This window comes from Variovorax sp. PBL-E5, from assembly GCF_901827185.1.
Lineage (GTDB): Bacteria > Pseudomonadota > Gammaproteobacteria > Burkholderiales > Burkholderiaceae_C > Variovorax.
Genome location: NZ_LR594671.1, coordinates 509,507 through 528,129, shown reverse-complemented (window position 1 = coordinate 528,129; position 18,623 = coordinate 509,507). Strand labels below are relative to the sequence as shown.

Below are 18,623 nucleotides of genomic sequence, written 5' to 3'. Positions count from 1 at the left end.
GTCCGCTCAGGCGACGCTGCCGCCGGCAGCTTCGATCGCGGCCTTGGCACCAGCGGTCGCGCCAACGCCCGTCAGCTTGACGGCCTTGGTGAGCTCACCCGACTTGATGACCTTGACGACCTTCGCGATCTGACCGACCAGACCCGCTTGCTTCAGCGCAAGCACGTCCACTTCAGCCAGGCCGAGCTTTTCGAGGGCGCCCAGCGTCACTTCGGCGTTGTACTTGAGCAGCTGCGACTTGAAGCCGCGCTTGGGCAGCCGACGCTGCAGCGGCATCTGACCGCCTTCGAAGCCGACCTTGTGGAAACCGCCTGCGCGCGACTTCTGACCCTTGTGACCGCGACCCGCGGTCTTGCCGAGGCCGGAGCCGATGCCGCGGCCGACACGGCGCTTGGCGTGCTTGGCGCCATCCGCCGGCTTGATGCCATTGAGTTCCATATGCGTCTCTCTCAGCGACTCTGTTTAGAGCACTTTGACCAGATAACTGATCTTGTTGATCATGCCGCGTACCGCGGGCGTGTCCTGCAGCTCGCTCACGCTGTTGAGCTTGCGCAAGCCGAGGCCGCGCACGGTCGCGCGATGCGATTCCTTGGTGCCGATCGGGCTCTTGACCAGTTGCACCTTGAGCGTTTGTTGTTGCGTCGTCATGTCGATGCTCCGGTTCAGGCGAAGAGTTCTTCGACCGTCAGGCCGCGCTTGGCAGCGACTTCGGATGCGGTCGTCGAGTTCTTCAGGCCGTCCAGCGTGGCACGGACCATGTTGTAGGGATTCGACGACCCATGGCTCTTGGCCACGATGTCGGTGATGCCCATGACCTCGAACACGGCGCGCATCGGGCCGCCGGCGATGATGCCGGTACCCTTCGGGGCCGGGATCATGACCACGGAGGCAGCGCCATGGTGGCCTGTCACACGGTGATGGAGCGTGCCGTTCTTGATCGAGATCTTTGCGAGGTTGCGGCGCGCCTCTTCCATCGCCTTCTGCACGGCGGCCGGCACTTCCTTCGACTTGCCCTTGCCCATGCCGACGCGGCCGTCACCGTCGCCCACCACGGTGAGTGCGGCGAAACCGAGGATACGACCACCCTTCACCACCTTGGTGACGCGGTTGATCGCGATCATCTTCTCGCGCAGACCGTCTTCGGGGCCTTCGTTCTGCGTTCTTGCCTGAATCTTTGCCATTTTTGAATCTCGTGTCCGGTTAGAACTGCAGGCCGGCTTCGCGAGCGGCTTCGGCCAGCGCCTTGACGCGGCCGTGGTATGCAAAACCTGCGCGATCGAAAGCGACCTTGTCGATGCCGGCAGCCTTCGCCTTTTCGGCGATGCGCTTGCCGACGGCGGTGGCCGCAGCGGCATTGCCGCCCTTGCCGGAACCGCCCAGCGAGGTGCGCATCTCGGCTTCGGCCGTCGATGCGGTGGCGATCACCTTCGAGCCGTCGTCGGAAATGACGGTCGCGTAGATGTGAAGGTTGGTGCGGTTCACCGTGAGGCGAGCCACACCCTGCGTCGCGATGCGGATGCGGGTCTGGCGCGAACGGCGAAGACGCTGTGCTTTTTTGGTCAACATCATTTTGCTGCCCCTTATTTCTTCTTGGTCTCTTTGATCACGATCTTCTCGTCCGAATAACGGATGCCCTTGCCCTTGTAGGGCTCGGGCGGACGAATAGCGCGGATCTCGGCGGCCACCTGGCCGACGCGTTGACGGTCGGCACCCTTGATCACGATTTCGGTCGGGGTCGGGGTCGCCACCGTGATGCCCTGCGGCATGTCGATGTTGACCGGATGCGAATAACCCACCTGCAGGTTGAGCTTCGCGCCCTGCGCCGCAGCCTTGAACCCGACGCCGACCAGAGCGAGCTTCTTCTCGAAGCCCTTGGTCACGCCGAGAACCATGTTGTTCACCAACTGGCGATGCGTTCCGGCCATCGCATCGGCTTCACGCGATTCGTTGGCGGGTGCAAAGCTCAGCTTGCCGTCCTTGCTGACGACGGTGACCAGCGCGTGGCGTTGCAGGTTGAGCGTGCCGCCCTTGCCCTTCACGCTGATCTGGTCTTCCTTGATCGACACATCCACGTCTGCGGGGACGGTGACCGGCATTTTTCCTACTCGGGACATTCAGTTTCTCCTCGATGTCTCGGTCAGGCGACGTAGCACAGCACTTCGCCACCGACACCGGTAGCGCGCGCCTTGCGATCGGTCATCACGCCCTTGGGGGTGGTGACGATGGCGACGCCAAGGCCGTTCTGGACTTGTGGAATGGCGGTGGTGCCCTTGTAGACACGCAGGCCGGGGCGGCTGACGCGCTCGATGCGCTCGATGACCGGACGGCCAGCGTAGTACTTCAGCACGATTTCGAGCTCGCTCTTGCCGGCTTCGGTCTTGACCTGGAAGCCGTCGATGTAGCCCTCGTCCTTCAGGACTTGCGCGATCGCGACCTTCACCTTGGAAGACGGGACCGACACGGTGGGCTTCGCCACCATCTGCGCGTTACGGATACGCGTCAGCAGGTCGGCAATGGGATCACTCATGCTCATGTTGTTTGCTCCTGCCTGGCTTACCAGCTGGCCTTGGTGACACCGGGGATGTCGCCGTTGAAAGCCAGTTCACGGATCTTGGCGCGGGCCAGACCGAATTGACGGAAGGTGCCGCGCGGACGGCCGGTGATTTCGCAGCGATTGCGCTGGCGCGTCGGATTGGCATTGCGCGGAAGCTTTTGCAAGCCCAGACGCGCAGCAGCGCGCTCTTCGTCGCTCTTCTTCGCGTCGTTGGCGATTGCCTTGAGTTCCGCGTGCTTCGCGGCGTACTTGGCGACCAGGTTGTCGCGCTTGAGTTCGCGCTGGATCAGAGATGCTTTAGCCACGGGTCGCCTCAGTTCTTGAACGGGAAACGGAAGCCGGCGAGAAGCGCCTTGGCTTCCTCGTCGGTCTTGGCCGTCGTCGTGATGCTGATATTGAGACCGCGCAGGGCATCGACCTTGTCGTATTCGATCTCGGGGAAAATGATCTGCTCTTTCACGCCGATGTTGTAGTTGCCGCGGCCGTCGAACGCGCGGCCGGAGATGCCGCGGAAGTCGCGAACGCGCGGCAGCGCCACGGTCACGAAGCGATCCAGGAACTCGTACATCTGCACGCCGCGCAGCGTGACCATGCAGCCGATCGGCTGGTTCTCGCGGATCTTGAAGCCGGCAATGGCCTTCTTCGACTTGGTGACGACCGGCTTCTGGCCGGCGATCTTGGTGAGGTCGGCGACGGCGTTGTCGAGAACCTTCTTGTCGGCGACCGCTTCGCCCACACCCATGTTGAGCGTGATCTTGGTCAGACGGGGAACCTGCATCGGCGACCTGTAGCCGAACTTCTCGGTCAGGTCCTTCGCGATCTTTTCGCGGTAGTGCTGTTGGAGACGTGCCATTGTGAGTACCCCTTAGGCGATCTTGATTTCGTCGCCGCTGGACTTGAAGACGCGCACGCGCTTGCCGTCCGTGACCTTGATGCCCACGCGATCGGCCTTGCCGGTCGCGGCATTGAAGATCGCCACGTTGGATTGGTGAATCGGCATGGCCTTCTCGACGATGCCACCGGTGGTTCCCTTGAGCGGGTTCGGCTTGGTGTGCTTCTTGACGATGTTGATGCCGTCGACGATCAGATGCGAATCGTCCTTGCGCAGCGACACCGTGCCGCGCTTGCCCTTGTCGCGCCCGGCCAACACGATGACCTGGTCGCCTTTGCGAATCTTGTTCATGGCGTTGTTGTCCTTACAGAACTTCGGGAGCCAGCGAGACGATCTTCATGAACTTCTCGGTGCGCAGTTCGCGCGTGACCGGTCCGAAGATGCGGGTGCCGATGGGCTCCAGCTTGGCATTGAGCAAGACGGCGGCATTGCCGTCGAACTTGACGAGCGACCCGTCGCTGCGACGGATGCCCTTGGCGGTGCGGACCACCACTGCGCTGTAGATCTCGCCCTTCTTGACGCGACCCCGCGGAGCGGCTTCCTTGATGCTGACCTTGATGACGTCGCCCACGCTGGCGTAACGCCGCTTGGAGCCACCGAGCACCTTGATACACAGGACGGATTTCGCGCCCGTGTTGTCGGCCACATCGAGCCGGGATTCAGTTTGGATCATTTCGTGATATTCCCAACTTGTACCGCCTCCCCTCCTTGCGGAAGTTCTGCAGTCAGTCTTGGGCCCGTCGTCCACACACCAAAACCACTCTGGTGCGCTTCCGTTGGGCAGAAAGCATTCGCCTTGGATCGCCTTTGGAAAAGCGAAGCCCGCGATTGTTGCATGACGCCAGGGGGCTGTCAACCACCCTGCATTCGAGATGTCACGCGGCGCCCATAGACTGCGCCGCGTGCAAACTTCCACCACGGCGCATTTGCCCCGCCGCCAGGCGATATTCGCAGCCATGGCACTTGGAGGCAGCCTGGCAGCTTGCCGCAGCGTGGCGCCCGCCGTGATCGGGCCGCCGCGCCTGCGGCTGCTGGCCGAGGCGCGCTGGCCGCACCGTCTCGCATCTCGGGGAACCACGATCGGCGGTCTGTCCGGCATCGACTACGACACCGATCGAGGTGAGTACCTGCTTATCAGCGATGACCGATCAGACATCAATTCTGCCCGTTTCTACGGCATGCGCTGGTCGGTCGGCAGCGCGGCGCCCGAACCCACCGACGTCACCACGTTCAGGCAAGCGAATGGCGAGTCCTGGCCTGCACGGCCGCAGGCGCGCGCGGGTGTGCCCGTGCCGGATCCCGAAGCGCTGCGGTGGCGTCGCGACAGCGGCACGGTTCTCTGGACCAGCGAGGGCGACGAGGCCCGGGGTTTCGGTCCGGCCTTCTACGAATCGCGGCGCGACGGCTCCTTGCTGCGCGAGATCCCGCTGCCGGCGATGTTCCAGCCCAGCCCCGACGGCCGGCGCGGCGCGCGCGACAACCTCGCCCTGGAAGGCCTGACGCTGACACCCGACGGCCGCCACGCCTGGCTCGCCATGCAGAACGCCCTGATCCAGGACGGCCCCGTTCCGACCCTCTGCGCGCCGGGGGGGCCTTGCCGATTCATCCGGATCGAACTCGCGACCGGGCGCGCCACACGCCAGATCGCCTACCTGCCGGATGCGATCCCGCAGCGACCCCTGGTTCCGGGTGCCTACGCGGACAACGGCGTCAGCGAAGTGCTGATGATCGATGCCGATCGCATGCTGGTGCTCGAGAGCGCCTACGCGACCGGCGTCGGCAACTCGCTGCGCCTCTACGAGATCGACACGCACAACGCCAGCGACACGCTGCCGCTGGAAGCGCTCGTCCCGGGCAGCTACCGGCCGGCGCCGAAAACCCTGGTCGCCGACTTCGCCACGCTCGGCCTCTCGCGCCTGGACAACACCGAAGGCATGTGCTGGGGACCCTCCTTGCCGAACGGCCATCGCATGCTGGTGGTGGTGAGCGACGACAATTTCAATCCCCTGCAGATCACGCAGTTCGCCGCATTCGAATTCACGGGATAAGTCATGAACATCGCAGTCACCTTCCTGCCCCGCCGCGAGGCGGCCCCCTTGCCGCCGATCGCCTTCATCGGCGGCGGCAACATGGCGAGCGCCATCATCGGCGGGCTCGTCAAGCAGGGAACGCCGGCCGACGCCTTCGAGGTCGTCGAACCCTTTGCAGAAGCCCGCGCCCGGCTGGCGCACGACTTCGGCATCGTCGCGCAAGCGCAGGCAGGCAGCGCGCTCGCCCGCTGCGAGGTGATGGTCTGGGCCGTGAAGCCGCAAACCTTTGCCGAAGCCGCACGGCCGGTACGCGCCATGGGTGGGGACGCGCTGCATCTGAGCGTTGCCGCGGGCATCCCCTCCGACAGCATCGCCCACTGGCTCGGCACCGAACGCATCGTGCGCGCGATGCCCAACACGCCGGCCCTGATCGGCCGCGGCATGACCGGGCTCTACGCCCGCGCGGCGGTCGACGGCGATGACCGAAAGCGGGTCGAGCAGGTGCTGGACGCCACGGGCGATCTTCTGTGGGTCGATGCCGAAAGCGCACTCGATGCCGTCACCGCGGTGTCGGGCTCGGGCCCCGCCTATGTGTTCTATTTCATCGAGGCCATGACCGAGGCCGGCGTCGAGCTGGGCCTGTCCGCGGACCAGGCGCATCGACTCGCGGTGGGCACCTTCGCAGGCGCATCGGCCCTGGCAGGCGACGCCACCGATCCGCCGGCGGTGCTGCGCGAGCGTGTGACCTCCAAGGGCGGCACCACCCACGCCGCCATCAGTTCTCTGGAAGGGGCCGACGTCAAGGCGAAGTTCAAGGCCGCGATCCGCGCCGCACACCAGCGTGCCGGCGAACTCGCGCACGAGTTCGGCCGCGGCTGAGGACCGGCGCCGGCCTCAGCGCAGCGCGTAGCCGGCCGCGACGCCGGCGAACACCGCGAAGCCGAGCCAGTGGTTCAGGCGAAAAGCCTTGAAGCAGCCATCGCGCGTGCGCGCTCGAATCAGCCGCCAGTGCCACAGCGCCTGCGCGGCCGCGATGCCGATGGCAATGAAAAAGACCACGCCCAGCGACCGGCCCGCGCCGGCCGCTGCCCAGGCGGCCAGGAAGATCGCGTAGCTCGCCATGACGATGGGCACATCGAAGCGGCCGAAGGTGATGGCCGAGGTCTTCATGCCGATCTTGAGGTCATCGTCGCGATCGACCATGGCGTACTCGGTGTCGTAGGCCAGCACCCAGAACAGATTGCCCGCCAGCAGCCACCAGGCCAGCCCGGGCACGCTGCCGCGCACGGCGGCGAATGCCATCGGAATGCCGAAGCTGAAGGCAACGCCCAGCACCGCCTGCGGCACCGAGACGAAGCGCTTGGCAAACGGATAGACCAGCGTGATGGCCAGCGCCGCGAAGGACCACAGCACCGTGACGCGGTTCGTCGTGAGCACGAGCCCGAAGGCAGCCAGCGCGAGCACGGCACCGAGCGCGAGCGCCTCCTTGACCGAGACGGCGCCGCGGGTCACCGGACGCTGGGCCGTGCGCTTGACGTGGCGGTCGAAGTCCCGATCGGCCACGTCGTTGATACAGCAGCCTGCGCTGCGCATCAATACCGTCCCCGCCACGAAGACGATGAGCAAATGCCAGCCCGGCCAGCCGTCGGCGGCGAACCACAGCGCGCCCAGCGTGGGCCAGAGCAGCAGCAGCCAGCCCGCCGGGCGGTTCCAGCGAATGAGATCGAGGTACAAACCCACCCCCGTTGCTTGCTCACTTCGCGTAGCCGCCTCCCCCCTCAAGGGGGCAACACCAGCGGCCCGGCGGAGCCGGTTCCACGGTGTTTCCGGCTTCAATGGCAACACCTCAATCTTCCAGAAGCGAGCGCAGCATCCAGGCCGTCTGGTCATGCACCGTGCAGCGCGCGGTGAGCATGTCGGCGGTCGGGTCATCGCCGGCCTCCTCGGCAACGGGAATGAATTCGCGCGCAATGCGCGACACGGTCTCGTGGCCCTTGACCAGGATGCGCACCATCTCCATCGCCTTGGGCGGGTTCTGCGGCACGTCGGGCACCGTCGCGATCTTGCTGAATTCGGCGTACGAACCCGGCGCGTAGTGGCCGAGTGCGCGAATGCGCTCGGCAAGGATGTCGGTCGAGCCCCAGAGCTCCGTGTACTGGTTCATGAACATCGCATGCAGCGAGTTGAAGTGCGGGCCGGTCACGTTCCAGTGGAAATTGTGCGTGGTGAGGTAAAGCGTGTAGGTGTCGGCGAGCACGCGGCTCAGGCCTTCGGCGATGGCCGCGCGGTCCTGCCGGTCGATGCCGATGTTGATGATCGGCGCGTTGCGGCTGCCGGATTCCTGTGCGACCACGGCACCACCCTTCTTGGGCACCTTGCCAGCCGAAGCCGACGGCGCGGCGGAAATGGTGGACTTGGTTTTCTTCACGACTTTGGCCATGTGATGGATTCTCTTTGGGGATGATGGACACGCAAACTTTAGAGGCCGCATCCGGCCTGCGCAACAGCCGCACTCTATCGCAGCGATACGCTCTCGACCCGCTTGCTACGAGAGGCGCGTGACGCCCGGCAATTCGCAGGCGTAGATGGCATTGCGCAAGGCCGCGATCGCTTCATAGCGCGTGAAGCTGCGGCGCCAGGCCAGCGCGACGCGCCGCGTCGGCGGTTCGCCGCCATGCGCATCGCGCACCGGCAGATAGCGCACGATCTGCTCCGGCTCCTTGCGGCCCTTGGCTCTGGGCTTGAGCGCATTCGCCGGCACCGAAAGGCGCGGCACCAAGGTCACGCCCATGCCCGAGGCCACCATGTGCTTGATGGTCTCGAGCGACGAGCCCTCGAAGCTTTTGCGGATGCCCTCGGCGTTGCTCGAGAAGCGCGCGAACTCAGGACACACCTCGAGCACATGGTCGCGAAAGCAGTGGCCGGTGCCGAGCAGCAGCATGGTTTCCTTCTTGAGCTCCTCGGAACTCACCGACTCGCGCTGCGCCAGCGGATGGTGCGCCGGCAGCGCGGCCATGAAAGGTTCGTCGTAAAGCGCGGCGGTCGCCAGGCCGGCATCGGGAAAAGGCTCGGCCATGATCGCGCAATCGATCTCGCCGGCGCGCAGCATCTCCAGCAGCTTGACGGTGAAGTTCTCCTGCAGCACGAGCGGCATCTGCGGCGTGCGCGCGATGTTCTGACGCACCAGGTCCGGCAGCAGGTAGGGGCCGATGGTGTAGATCACGCCAAGGTTGAGCGGACCCGACAACGGATCCTTGCCGCGCTTGGCGATCTCCTTGATGCTGGCCGCCTGGTCGAGCACGCTCTGCGCCTGCTGCACGATCTGCTCGCCGAGCGGGGTCACCGTGACCTCACCCGCGCTGCGCTCGAACAGCTTCACCTCGAGCTCGTCTTCCAGTTTCTTGATGGCGACCGACAGCGTGGGTTGCGATACATAGCAGGCTTCGGCCGCCTTGCCGAAATGCCGTTCGCGTGCGACCGCGACGATGTATTTGAGTTCGGTGAGGGTCATAGCTCGCGTCAATTATGCGCATGCCCTCCAACCCTCGCCGGCCCCTGCGAATCCACCGACCCTGGCACATAATCCTTCGCCTGTACAGGAGACACCCAGCGCATGCAATCCGGCAAGGCCACCGACATCCAGTTGGATTTCGCCGGCGATCTGACGATCTGGCGTGCGTTCCTCGCGATCGCCGAACTCGGCAGCCTGACGCGCGCAGCGCTGTTCCTGGACAGCAACCAATCCCTTCTGAGCCGGCAGATCAATGCGCTGGAGCGGCAATGCGGCTGTCGCTTGTTCACCCGGACGGGTCGGGGTGTGGAACTGACCGAGACGGGCGCGCAGATCCTCGGCCCGGTGCGCACCTTGCTGGAAGACGCCCAACAGCTGGAAGCACAGATCCGCAGCAACGCGCAGGAGCCATCCGGTCGAGTGACCGTCGGCCTCCTGCCGTCGATTGCGCATCCGCTGATCGGGCGCTTGTTTTCGCAATTGCGCGCCCGTCATTCCGGCATCAGCCTCAAGGTGCTCGAAGGCTCCAGCGGCCAGGTGGAAGAGTGGCTGACCGACGCACGGGTCGACCTCGCGATCCTCTACCGCTACGGCGCATCACGACCCGAGCACGAACAATTGCTCGCCACCGTCGACAGCTACCTGATCGGCGCGCGAGGCGACAAGGTCACCCAAGCGCCGGACATCAGCTTCCGCGCGATGCACGGCCTGCCCTTCATCCTGCCGAGTTCGCCCAACGGATTGCGCAACGCACTCGACGCGACCGCCCGGCAAGAGAGGGTCACGGTTTCCACGGTGATCGAAGCCGACTCGCTGCCGCTCTTCAAGTCGCTGGTGGCCCAGGAGCGCGTCTATACGGTGCTGCCGCTGCATGCGGTCTGGACGGAAGTGGAAGAGGGGCGCCTCCAGGCCGCGAGAATCATCGATCCGCCGTTGCAGCGCAGCATCTCGATGGCCATGTCCAAGACCAAGGGCCCGCGCAAGGCCGTGCAGTCCGTGGCTGCAGCCATCGTGGACATCGTGGACGACATGGGCCGCAGCGGCATGTGGCATTCGACGGAGCCGGCGAGCCCCTCTGACGCCTCGGCCGCGTAGGGGTCGGCCGATGCCGGCGGTCGCCGGTGCAGTCCGGAGCGCCCGGATCTCCGATCTCCGATCTGCGGTCAGTGCGTCATCGCGGTCGCGGCATCCACGAACGCGGCCAGCTCGGCATTGAAGCGCGGCGCGTCGTCGAAGAACAGCGAATGCCCGCCATGGTCGTACCAGGAGACCTTGGCGGCCGGAAGAATCCGCCCCGCTTCCTGCGCCACGTCGGGCGAGATGACCTGATCCAGCCGGCCATGCGAGATCAGCACCGGTACCTTGGTGCGAGGCAGCGCAGCGGCAAAGTCCGTGCCGCCGCTCCACTTGAGCGTCGCGGCACGCGCGAACACCGGACTGGCCATGTTGTAGCCGAGCATGAGTTCGAAATCCGCCGGCGACAGCGGTGTGGCGACGCAGGCACGAACGAAGCTGGCCGTCGCGCGGATGTTTTCCTCGAGCTTCGGCGAAAGCATGGTCCGGATGTAAGCGGCGCCGGGCATGCGTGCCGGTGTGCCCGGCGGCTGCGCGATGCGCGCACCGACGAAGTTGACCCCGCTGATCTCGGCATCGCCGTAGTCGCTCAGGTATTGGGCAACGATGATTCCGCCGAGCGACCAACCCACGAGCACCGGCTTGTGGACGCCGGTCGCTGTCATCACGCTTCGCAGGTCGTCGGACATGCGACGGCCATTGACATAGGCCTCTTCGCTCGTCGGCTTGTCGGATTCGCCGTGGCCTCGAAGATCGTAGGTGACCAGGTGGTATTTCTTTGCCAGCTCGCTGTGAACCTGGCGGTCGAACGAAAGTTGGCTTTGCGCGATGCCGTGCACGAACACGATGGCGGGTCCCTGGAGATTGCCGTACTCGCGCACCGACAGACGGACGCCATCGCTGGCCGTGACCCAGGACGCCTTGAATTCGTCGGCAGCCCGTGCCAGGCCGGCGCCGAGCATGCCCATGCAGATGACCGCGACGCCGAACAGGCGCCGCGAGAGACTGGTTGTGGTTTTCATCTGATTTCGCATGGTTGTCTTCATTCCTGCAGTAACGGGGCCCCGGAACTCTAGGCACGTTGCCTGCGCGTGCCTACGCAGCCAGGGGCAATGCTGTGATGCGGCTGGACGCATAGCTCGGGCGCCGTGCTGAACAGCGCGCCAGGCCGCAGACATACCGCATCTGCATAGCAGGCTTGCCTGCGGCAGGCATGGCCCGGATGCGCGCGCCTACCTACACTCCCGCTGTCCGGAACAGACGCGGCGGGCCGCCGCCTGCCGTCCACAGAGAGCCCACGGAGTTGCCATGCCAGAGACACGCCCTTTTCACTTCTCTGGGCTCGTACGCTCGTTTCGAGAACGCGTTGGGGGCCATGCGTCCTTGATCCTGCACGCGCTGATGCTCGTTGCCGCCGTCACCGGCGTCTCGCACGCGCACGCCGAATTTCCCCAGAAGCCGCTGCGCCTGATCGTGCCGTTCACCGCCGGCGGCGCCGCCGACATCATGGCCCGTGGCCTGGCAAAGGGACTGCAGGCCGACCTGGGGCAGCAGGTCATCGTGGACAACCGCGGCGGCGCCGGGGGCATCAGCGCTGCCGATGCCGTCGCCAAGGCCCCCGCCGACGGCTACACGCTGCTGTTCGGCACCATGGGAACGCAGGCCATCAACCCCGCGCTCTATCGGCAACTGCCGTACGACCCGGTCCGGGACTTCGCCCCCGTGGGCCTGACGCATCTCACGCCTCGCGTTCTGGTCGTCGATGCCAGGCTGCCGGTCACCAACGTCGCCGAACTCATCGCGTTGGCGAAAAAGAAGCCGGGCAGCCTGACCTACGGCTCTGCCGGCAGCGGAAGCTCCGGCCATCTTTCGGGCGCCTTGTTCGAAAGCATGGCGGGAGTTCGTCTCCTGCACGTGCCGTACAAGGGAAGTGCCCCCTTGCTGACGGATCTGCTGGGCGGCCGGATCGACATGGCCTTCGACTCCTACACGGTGTATGCGCCGCACATCCAGACCGGGCGCGTACGTGCACTGGCCGTGACGTCGATCAAGCGCATGGGCGCCCTGCCCGACGTGCCGACGCTGTCGGAGTCCGGACTGGCAGGCTACGACGTTTCCAACTGGCTCGGCGTGTTCGCTCCGGGCAAGACGGCGCCGGCGATCATCGCGCGGCTGAACGCCGCGCTGGTCCACACGATGGCCGACCCGGCGCTGCGCCGTCAGCTGACGGCACTCGGCATCGAGCCCGAGTCCAGCTCGCCCGAGGCCTTGGCCGCGCTGCTGCGCACCGACATTCCCAAGTGGGCCGAGATCGTCAAGCGCTCCGGCGCCAGCGTGGAGTGAGCATGGCCGCGGCCCCGGCCGCCTGCGCCGTGCACGAGCGCCGGCGCAAGTTGCTCGACACCGGTTGCGCGACGATCGACGTGGTGATCGATACGGCCGCTCCCGGTCCGCGACCCGCCATCGTCCTGTTGCCCTCGTCGTTGCGCGACTCGCTCGACTTCGATCCCTTGGCACGAGGCCTGGCCTGCGCCGGCTTCCAGGTCCTGCGACCCCAGCCCCGCGGCATGGCGCGCAGCCACGGGCCGATGGGTGGGCTCGACCTGGCCGCACTGGCACAAGACGTGGTGCACACCATCGACACCTTCGGGGACGGGCGCGCGGTGATCATGGGTCACGCCTTCGGTCACTTCGTCGCGCGCGTGGCCGACCTCTTGTACCCGGACAAGGTACGCGGCGTGGTGCTGGCCGCTGCGGCAGCGCGGACCTTTCCCGCCGGCATGGCCGAGGCCCTGGTGATCGCTTCCGATCCGGCCCAGCCCGATGCATTGCGGCTGCGGCAGTTGCAACACGCCTTCTTCGCGCCGGGCAACGATCCCTCCCCCTGGCTGTCGGGTTGGTACCCCGCATTGCGCGAGATCTACCGGGCGGCAGGCAGCACGCCACCCAAGGCAGCGTGGTGGCCCGTCACCCATGCACCGCTTCTCGATCTGCAAGGCGCGCAGGATCCCTGGAGGCCGCCGGAGAGTCGGGAAGAGCTCCGGCAAGCGCTCGGACGCGACCGGGTCGAAGTCCGCCTCGTGCCCGATGCAAGCCACGCGCTGCCCGTCGAGCAGCCCGAGAGGGCGGCGGCGGCGATTGCCGAATGGGCGCACGCCCTGGCGCCCTGAGCCGACATGCGAGCGCATCCTCCGGCGCCCGCGGCCATGCGCACCGGGAAATAGCTGTCCTGCGCCGACCCGACTGGCGGCCGACCCGGGCCTTGCCTAGACTCGTCGACAGCGACAAGCCACCACCCACCCCGATCCTCCGCGAGCAAGCACGATGCAACCACAAAATCCAGCGCAACTCTTCCAAGGCCTGACCGAGCTCGGGGTGGAAGTCGTCGACACCCACATCGCAGTCCTGACGCTGAACAGCCCCCCGGTCAACGCGCTGACGCGCCGGCTCAATGACGAGCTGACCTCTGTGCTCGACCGCATCTCGGAGTTGGACGACATCCGCGTGGTCGTCCTGACCGGTGCGGGCAAGGTGTTCTGCGCAGGCGCCGATCTCAAGGGGCGCGCCGAGGTCGTCAAAGAGCCCGGGGATCTGCTGGCCCATTCGCGCCGCACGCGGGAATGCTTCCACGCCATCCGCGAATGCGCCAAACCGGTGATCGCGGCCATCAACGGCCCCGCGCTGGGGTCGGGCCTGGCGATGGTCGCCTCCAGCGACATCCTGCTGGCCGCGGAGAAAGGGTCGCTCGGCCTGCCGGAAGTCGACGTCGGCCTGCTCGGCGGCTGCCGCCACGCGATGCGCTTGTTCGGCCATTCGCGCGTGCGTCGAATGATGCTGACGGGCTACCGCGTCTCCGGCGCGGAACTGTACCGCCTGGGCATCGTCGAGGCTTGCACGACCGCTGAAGAGCTCATGCCCGCCGCGATGGCACTGGCCGCGACCATCGCGTCCAAGAGCCCGGTCTCCACCCGCATGGGCAAGCACACGCTCAATGTGATCGAAGACATGAGCTTGCGCGACGGCTATCGCTATGAACAGGACATGACGGCCGCCATCGGTCGCACCGAAGACGCGAAAGAGGCCCAGCTCGCCTTTCGCGAGAAGCGGCCGCCGGTCTTCGTCGGCCGCTGATCGGGGACTCGGCCGGCTGATCGGGGCGCTGCCTCGTCACACGCGCGACGGCTTCTCTCCGTCGGCAGCGTTCTAATCTCGAACGGCCTGCGCCAGGATCGGGCGCAGCCATCAAGACACAAGGACAGCCATGCTTGCCGAACCATCCCCCAAGACACGCGACCTGCTGCAGCGCCTGCAGCAGTTCTTCGAACAGCACATCTATCCGAACGAGATGCGCTACCACCAGGAGATGGACGCCTTCCGTCGCCAGGGCAATGCCTGGCAGGTCTCGCCGCTGATCGAGGAACTCAAGCCGCTGGCCCGCGCCGCCGGCCTCTGGAACATGTTCCTGCCGCACGAGCACCGCGGCGTGCCCGGCATTTCCAATCTCGACTACGCGCCGCTGTGCGAGATCATGGGCCGCGTATCGTGGTCCGGCGAGGTCTTCAACTGCTCGGCACCCGACACCGGCAACATGGAGACCATCGAGCGCTACGGCACCGAGGCGCACAAGGACGAATGGCTCGAGCCGCTGCTGGCCGGCGAGATCCGCTCCGGCTTCCTCATGACCGAGCCGGCCGTCGCCTCGTCGGACGCCACCAATATCCAGTGCACCATCACGCGCGACGGCGACGAATACGTCATCAACGGCCGCAAGTGGTTCTCCTCCGGCGCCGGCAGCCCGCGCTGCAAGATCTTCATCGTGATGGGCAAGACCGACCCCGATGCGCCGCGCCACGCGCAGCAGTCGATGGTGCTGGTGCCGCGCGACACGCCCGGCGTCAGCGTGCTGCGCCACCTGTCGGTGTTCGGGTACGACGACGCGCCGCACGGCCACATGGAAGTCCTGCTGGAGAACGTGCGCGTGCCGGTCGGCAACATCCTGCTGGGTGAGGGCAGGGGCTTCGAAATCGCCCAGGGCCGCCTCGGGCCGGGGCGCATCCATCACTGCATGCGTTCCATCGGCGCTGCCGAACGCGCGCTCGAGATGATGTGCGACCGCCTGCGGGAACGCGTCGCCTTCGGCAAGCCGCTGGCGGAACAATCGGTCTGGCACGAGCGCATCGCCGAGTCACGCTGCCTGATCGACCAGGCGCGCCTTCTCACGCTGAACGCAGCCTACAAGATGGACACGATCGGCAACAAGAATGCGCGCGCCGAAATCGCGATGATCAAGGTGGTCGCGCCCAACATGTCCTGCAAGGTGGTCGACTGGGCGATCCAGGCCCACGGCGCGGCTGGCGTGAGCCAGGATTTCTGGCTTGCCGAGGCGTATGCGCACCAGCGCACCGTGCGCATCGTCGACGGGCCCGACGAAGTGCACCGCAACGCCATCGCGAAGATCGAGCTGGCCAAACGACCCTCGGCCGCATAGACAAGGAAGGCCGCGCGGGACATCGGCGCGGCCGCCTCGTCGGCAGGCGCTCATTCCATCCTGGCGCCCACCGCCTTCGCCAGCACGCCCCAGCGCTGCGACTCCGCGGCGATGAAGGCGGCGAATTCCTCGGGCTTGCTGCCGACGACCTCCACGCCCTGTTGCTCGAACTGCTTCATCAGCTCGGGCGAGTGCAAGGCGGCGCCGACAGCGCTGTAGAGCTTGCCGATGATCTCGGGCGGCGTGCGAGCCGGGGCGAGCACGCCGTACCAGTTGTAGGCCTCCGCCTTCGGCAATCCGAGTTCACTCACCGTGGGCACATCCTTCAACACCGGAATCCGCTTGCCGTTGGTCACCGCCAGCGCCCGCAACTTGCCCGACTGGATGAGCGGCAACGCGACGGGAATGTCCACCATCATCATGTCGACCTGGCCGCCCATGAGATCGGTCAGCGCAGGCGCGGCGCCTCGGTACGGAATGTGGGTGATGTTGAGCTTGGCTTCACGCTTGAGCAACTCGGCCTGGAGGTGCGGCGTCGTCCCGCTGCCCGCGGAGGCGTAGTTGATCTTGCTCGCATCGCCGGTGGCGGCGGCCTTCAGGTCGGCAAAGGTCTTGAACGCCGAATTGGCGGATACCACGAGCACCGCAGGCACCTTGAGCGCCTGCGTCACCGCCGCCAGGTCCTTCTTCGGGTCGTAGGGCATCGAGGGCACGATGTGCGGCACGATGGCCAACGCACCCGCAGAGGAAAGCAGCAGCACGTAGCCGTCGGGCGGCGCCTTGGCCACCACGTCGGCGCCGAGCAGGCCGCCGGCCCCTCCCCGGTTGTCGACGATGACGGACTGGCCGAGCGAGCTGCTCAACCTGGCGCCGAGCTCGCGCGCCGTCTGGTCCACCGGGCCGCCCGCAGGAAAAGGCACGACCAGGCGGATCGCCTTGGTCGGATAGGCCTGCGCCCATCCCGCGCTTGCGGCCAACGCGAGAGCGAGTGCCGCGGCGGCAGATCTGAAAAATTGATTCATCGTCGATGTCTCCGGTTCGTGGTGAACGGACTTTAAGAAGCTCCGCATCACGTGGCACCGGCCTCATGCACATAGCTGCTATGCAGCGCCGGGCACTTCGCGGATCGGCGATATGCGTCGCGGCGCATCACAGCGTTGCCGCTGGGCCGCTAGTCCAAAAAACATCGCAATTCCAGAATCGCCTCCAACCAAGGAAGCTTTGCATGACCACCGCCAAGGGCCCGCTGTCGCACGTCAAGGTGCTCGACCTGAGCCGCATCCTCGCGGCCCCATGGGCCAGCCAGATCCTCGCCGACCTCGGTGCGCAGGTGACCAAGGTCGAACGACCCGGCGCCGGCGACGACACGCGCACCTGGGGTCCTCCGTTCCTGAAGGACGCTGAAGGCAGGGACACGAAGGAAGCCGGCTACTACCTGGCGGTCAACCGCGGCAAGCGCTCGATCACCGTGAGCCTCGAAAAGCCGGAAGGCCAGGAGATCGTCAAGGCATTGGCGGCCAAGGCCGACATCGTGTTGGAGAACTACAAGGCCGGCACCCTGAAGCGCTATGGCCTCGACGAGGCTTCGCTGCGCAAGATCAACCCGGGGCTCATCTATTGCTCGGTGACCGGATTCGGCCAGACCGGACCCCGCCGCGACCAGCCGGCCTACGATTTCCTGATCCAGGCCATGGGCGGCCTGATGAGCGTGACCGGCGAGAAGGACGGTCGCCCGGGCGGCGGCCCGCAAAAGGTGGGCATCCCGATCGTCGACTTGATGACGGGCATGTACGCCGCAGTCTCGGTACTGGCCGCACTGGCGCGGCGCAACGAGACTGGGGTCGGCGACAACATCGACATCGCGATGCTCGACGTGCAAGTGGCCACGCTGTCCAATCAGGCCATGAACTACCTCGTCTCGGGCAACGTGCCGCGTCGCAACGGCAATGCCCATCCCAACATCCAGCCGCAGGACGTCTACCGTTGCGCGGACGGCGACGTCATCCTGGTGGTCGGCAATGACCGCCAGTTCGCCAAGCTGTGCGAGGTCTTCGGCCGGCAGGATTGGATCGCCGATGAACGCTTTGCCACCAATGGACAGCGGGTGCGCAACATCGGCGAGCTCTCGGCCGGGCTGCGGGAGGTGTTCGCCGAATGGGAACGGGACAAGCTGATCGACGCGCTCGACAAGGCGGGCATCCCTTGCGGCCCCATCAACACCGTGGCCGACGTGTTCAAGGACCCGCAGGTCGAGGCGCGCGGCATGCTGCGCCACGTGCCGCATCCCACTGGCGTGGACGTGCCGCAAGTGGCCAGCCCCATGCGCTTCGCCGAAGCGCCGCTGCAGACGCAAACGGCGCCGCCACTGCTGGGGCAGCACAGCGACGAGATCCTCGCCGAGCTGGGCTACAGCACGGCCCGCATCGACGCCTTGCGCACCGCCGGGGCGATCTGATGACAGCCAGGATGAAATTGCACTGGTCGCCCAAGTCGCCCTATGTGCGCAAGGTCATGATCTGCGCGCATGAACTCGGCATCTCGGACGAACTCGAGCTCGTGCGCTCGGTCGCCGCGATGCGCAAGCCGAACACGGCCATCATGGCGCACAACCCGCTGTCGAAGATCCCGACGCTGGTGCGCGAAGACGGCTCGGTCCTGTTCGATTCGGTCGTGATCTGCGAGTACCTGAACGAGCGCGCCGGCGGCGTGCTGTTCCCCTCGCAGGGCGAGGATCGCTGGCATGCGTTGCGCTGGCATGCCTTCGGCGACGGCCTCCTGGACGCGCTGATCCTCTGGCGCAACGAGCGCGAGCGCGAAGCGCCGCTGCAAGTCCTGCTGGAGGCCTTCGATCTCAAGACGCGCGCCTCGCTCGAGATGCTTGATGCCGAGGCGCAAGCCCTGCGCGCCGCACCGTTCTCGATCGGCCATGTGACGCTCGGCTGCGCGCTCGGCTACCTCGACTACCGGTTCGACGCGCTCGGCTGGCGCGCCATCGCGCCGGCCCTTTCAACCTGGTTCGAGACGCTGCGTGCCCGGCCTTCCTTCGCGGCCACGGAGCCCATCGAGGGCTGAGC

The 18,623-nt window shown here is 66.2% G+C and carries 24 protein-coding genes; 9 read left to right on the top strand and 15 right to left on the bottom strand.

The features are described from left to right. Positions 1-6: 6 nt before the first annotated feature. From rplO to rplN, 10 genes are read right to left on the bottom strand one after another with little or no spacing between them, the layout of a single operon-like run. On the bottom strand, positions 7-438 hold the full coding sequence (gene rplO / locus WDLP6_RS02600; protein WP_162565643.1) for a 50S ribosomal protein L15: 432 nt from the start codon (positions 436-438) through the stop codon (positions 7-9). A 24-nt stretch (positions 439-462) separates the two neighbouring features. Further along, a complete protein-coding gene (gene rpmD, locus WDLP6_RS02595; protein WP_009124818.1) occupies positions 463-648 on the bottom strand; it encodes a 50S ribosomal protein L30 in 186 nt (61 codons plus the stop codon). Positions 649-662: 14 nt separating this feature from the next. Next, the gene (rpsE, locus tag WDLP6_RS02590) at positions 663-1,181 is read right to left on the bottom strand and encodes a 30S ribosomal protein S5 (RefSeq protein ID WP_028250822.1); all 519 of its coding nucleotides are present in this window, start codon (positions 1,179-1,181) and stop codon (positions 663-665) included. A gap of 19 nt (positions 1,182-1,200) precedes the next feature. Continuing rightward, positions 1,201-1,566, bottom strand: coding sequence for a 50S ribosomal protein L18 (rplR, locus tag WDLP6_RS02585; protein WP_162570318.1), 366 nt, complete (start codon positions 1,564-1,566; stop codon positions 1,201-1,203). 14 nt (positions 1,567-1,580) lie between these two features. Beyond that, positions 1,581-2,114 carry a 50S ribosomal protein L6 gene (rplF, locus tag WDLP6_RS02580; RefSeq protein WP_162591088.1) on the bottom strand — a complete coding sequence of 178 codons (534 nt, stop codon included), beginning with the start codon at positions 2,112-2,114 and terminating at the stop codon, positions 1,581-1,583. A 23-nt stretch (positions 2,115-2,137) separates the two neighbouring features. Continuing rightward, positions 2,138-2,533, bottom strand: a complete 396-nt coding sequence (rpsH, locus tag WDLP6_RS02575; protein WP_162591087.1) for a 30S ribosomal protein S8 — start codon at positions 2,531-2,533, stop codon at positions 2,138-2,140. Positions 2,534-2,553: 20 nt separating this feature from the next. Next, positions 2,554-2,859 carry a 30S ribosomal protein S14 gene (rpsN, locus tag WDLP6_RS02570; protein WP_038118843.1) on the bottom strand — a complete coding sequence of 102 codons (306 nt, stop codon included), beginning with the start codon at positions 2,857-2,859 and terminating at the stop codon, positions 2,554-2,556. 8 nt (positions 2,860-2,867) lie between these two features. Next, positions 2,868-3,407 (bottom strand): 50S ribosomal protein L5, encoded by a 540-nt coding sequence (rplE, locus tag WDLP6_RS02565; protein WP_162591086.1) that lies wholly within the window; start codon positions 3,405-3,407, stop codon positions 2,868-2,870. A gap of 12 nt (positions 3,408-3,419) precedes the next feature. Continuing rightward, a complete protein-coding gene (gene rplX, locus WDLP6_RS02560) occupies positions 3,420-3,737 on the bottom strand; it encodes a 50S ribosomal protein L24 (protein WP_162565640.1) in 318 nt (105 codons plus the stop codon). 13 nt (positions 3,738-3,750) lie between these two features. Further along, positions 3,751-4,119, bottom strand: a complete 369-nt coding sequence (gene rplN / locus WDLP6_RS02555; protein WP_093105273.1) for a 50S ribosomal protein L14 — start codon at positions 4,117-4,119, stop codon at positions 3,751-3,753. A gap of 283 nt (positions 4,120-4,402) precedes the next feature. Here rplN and WDLP6_RS02550 point away from each other — a divergent pair, with 283 nt between their 5' ends. Then, on the top strand, positions 4,403-5,494 hold the full coding sequence (locus tag WDLP6_RS02550) for an esterase-like activity of phytase family protein (protein ID WP_162591085.1): 1,092 nt from the start codon (positions 4,403-4,405) through the stop codon (positions 5,492-5,494). A gap of 3 nt (positions 5,495-5,497) precedes the next feature. Then, positions 5,498-6,355 carry a pyrroline-5-carboxylate reductase gene (proC, locus tag WDLP6_RS02545; protein ID WP_162591084.1) on the top strand — a complete coding sequence of 286 codons (858 nt, stop codon included), beginning with the start codon at positions 5,498-5,500 and terminating at the stop codon, positions 6,353-6,355. Between the two features lie 15 nt (positions 6,356-6,370). Here proC and ubiA read toward each other — a convergent pair whose 3' ends face one another. The 3 genes from ubiA to WDLP6_RS02530 form a co-directional block, all read right to left on the bottom strand. Then, positions 6,371-7,210, bottom strand: a complete 840-nt coding sequence (gene ubiA / locus WDLP6_RS02540; RefSeq protein ID WP_232077394.1) for a 4-hydroxybenzoate octaprenyltransferase — start codon at positions 7,208-7,210, stop codon at positions 6,371-6,373. A 112-nt stretch (positions 7,211-7,322) separates the two neighbouring features. Continuing rightward, a complete protein-coding gene (locus WDLP6_RS02535) occupies positions 7,323-7,916 on the bottom strand; it encodes a Dps family protein (RefSeq protein ID WP_162565636.1) in 594 nt (197 codons plus the stop codon). Between the two features lie 105 nt (positions 7,917-8,021). Beyond that, the gene (locus tag WDLP6_RS02530) at positions 8,022-8,987 is read right to left on the bottom strand and encodes a LysR substrate-binding domain-containing protein (RefSeq protein ID WP_162591083.1); all 966 of its coding nucleotides are present in this window, start codon (positions 8,985-8,987) and stop codon (positions 8,022-8,024) included. 102 nt (positions 8,988-9,089) lie between these two features. Here WDLP6_RS02530 and WDLP6_RS02525 point away from each other — a divergent pair, with 102 nt between their 5' ends. Further along, the gene (locus tag WDLP6_RS02525; protein ID WP_162591082.1) at positions 9,090-10,082 is read left to right on the top strand and encodes a LysR family transcriptional regulator; all 993 of its coding nucleotides are present in this window, start codon (positions 9,090-9,092) and stop codon (positions 10,080-10,082) included. Between the two features lie 68 nt (positions 10,083-10,150). Here the strand turns inward: WDLP6_RS02525 and WDLP6_RS02520 are convergent, their stop codons facing one another. Further along, a complete protein-coding gene (locus WDLP6_RS02520; RefSeq protein WP_162591081.1) occupies positions 10,151-11,083 on the bottom strand; it encodes an alpha/beta fold hydrolase in 933 nt (310 codons plus the stop codon). Positions 11,084-11,444: 361 nt separating this feature from the next. On the opposite strand from WDLP6_RS02520, the gene WDLP6_RS02515 reads away from it, so the two are divergent. The 4 genes from WDLP6_RS02515 to WDLP6_RS02500 all read left to right on the top strand — a co-directional run bounded on the left by WDLP6_RS02515 (position 11,445) and on the right by WDLP6_RS02500 (position 15,549). Continuing rightward, entirely contained in the window at positions 11,445-12,404 is a 960-nt protein-coding gene (locus WDLP6_RS02515) for a Bug family tripartite tricarboxylate transporter substrate binding protein (protein ID WP_232076941.1), read from the top strand. Positions 12,405-12,406: 2 nt separating this feature from the next. Next, positions 12,407-13,231 (top strand): alpha/beta fold hydrolase, encoded by an 825-nt coding sequence (locus tag WDLP6_RS02510; RefSeq protein WP_162591080.1) that lies wholly within the window; start codon positions 12,407-12,409, stop codon positions 13,229-13,231. 154 nt (positions 13,232-13,385) lie between these two features. Continuing rightward, positions 13,386-14,192: an enoyl-CoA hydratase/isomerase family protein gene (locus WDLP6_RS02505; protein ID WP_162591079.1), complete on the top strand. Its 807-nt coding sequence runs from the start codon at positions 13,386-13,388 to the stop codon at positions 14,190-14,192. 130 nt (positions 14,193-14,322) lie between these two features. After that, the gene (locus WDLP6_RS02500) at positions 14,323-15,549 is read left to right on the top strand and encodes an acyl-CoA dehydrogenase family protein (protein WP_162591078.1); all 1,227 of its coding nucleotides are present in this window, start codon (positions 14,323-14,325) and stop codon (positions 15,547-15,549) included. A gap of 50 nt (positions 15,550-15,599) precedes the next feature. Here WDLP6_RS02500 and WDLP6_RS02495 read toward each other — a convergent pair whose 3' ends face one another. After that, entirely contained in the window at positions 15,600-16,571 is a 972-nt protein-coding gene (locus tag WDLP6_RS02495; protein ID WP_162591077.1) for a Bug family tripartite tricarboxylate transporter substrate binding protein, read from the bottom strand. Between the two features lie 203 nt (positions 16,572-16,774). Here WDLP6_RS02495 and WDLP6_RS02490 point away from each other — a divergent pair, with 203 nt between their 5' ends. Together WDLP6_RS02490 and WDLP6_RS02485 are read left to right on the top strand one after the other, a co-directional pair. Further along, positions 16,775-18,004 (top strand): CaiB/BaiF CoA transferase family protein, encoded by a 1,230-nt coding sequence (locus tag WDLP6_RS02490; protein ID WP_162591076.1) that lies wholly within the window; start codon positions 16,775-16,777, stop codon positions 18,002-18,004. An 11-nt stretch (positions 18,005-18,015) separates the two neighbouring features. After that, positions 18,016-18,621: a glutathione S-transferase family protein gene (locus tag WDLP6_RS02485; protein WP_197910130.1), complete on the top strand. Its 606-nt coding sequence runs from the start codon at positions 18,016-18,018 to the stop codon at positions 18,619-18,621. The last annotated feature ends 2 nt before the right edge of the window (positions 18,622-18,623 follow it).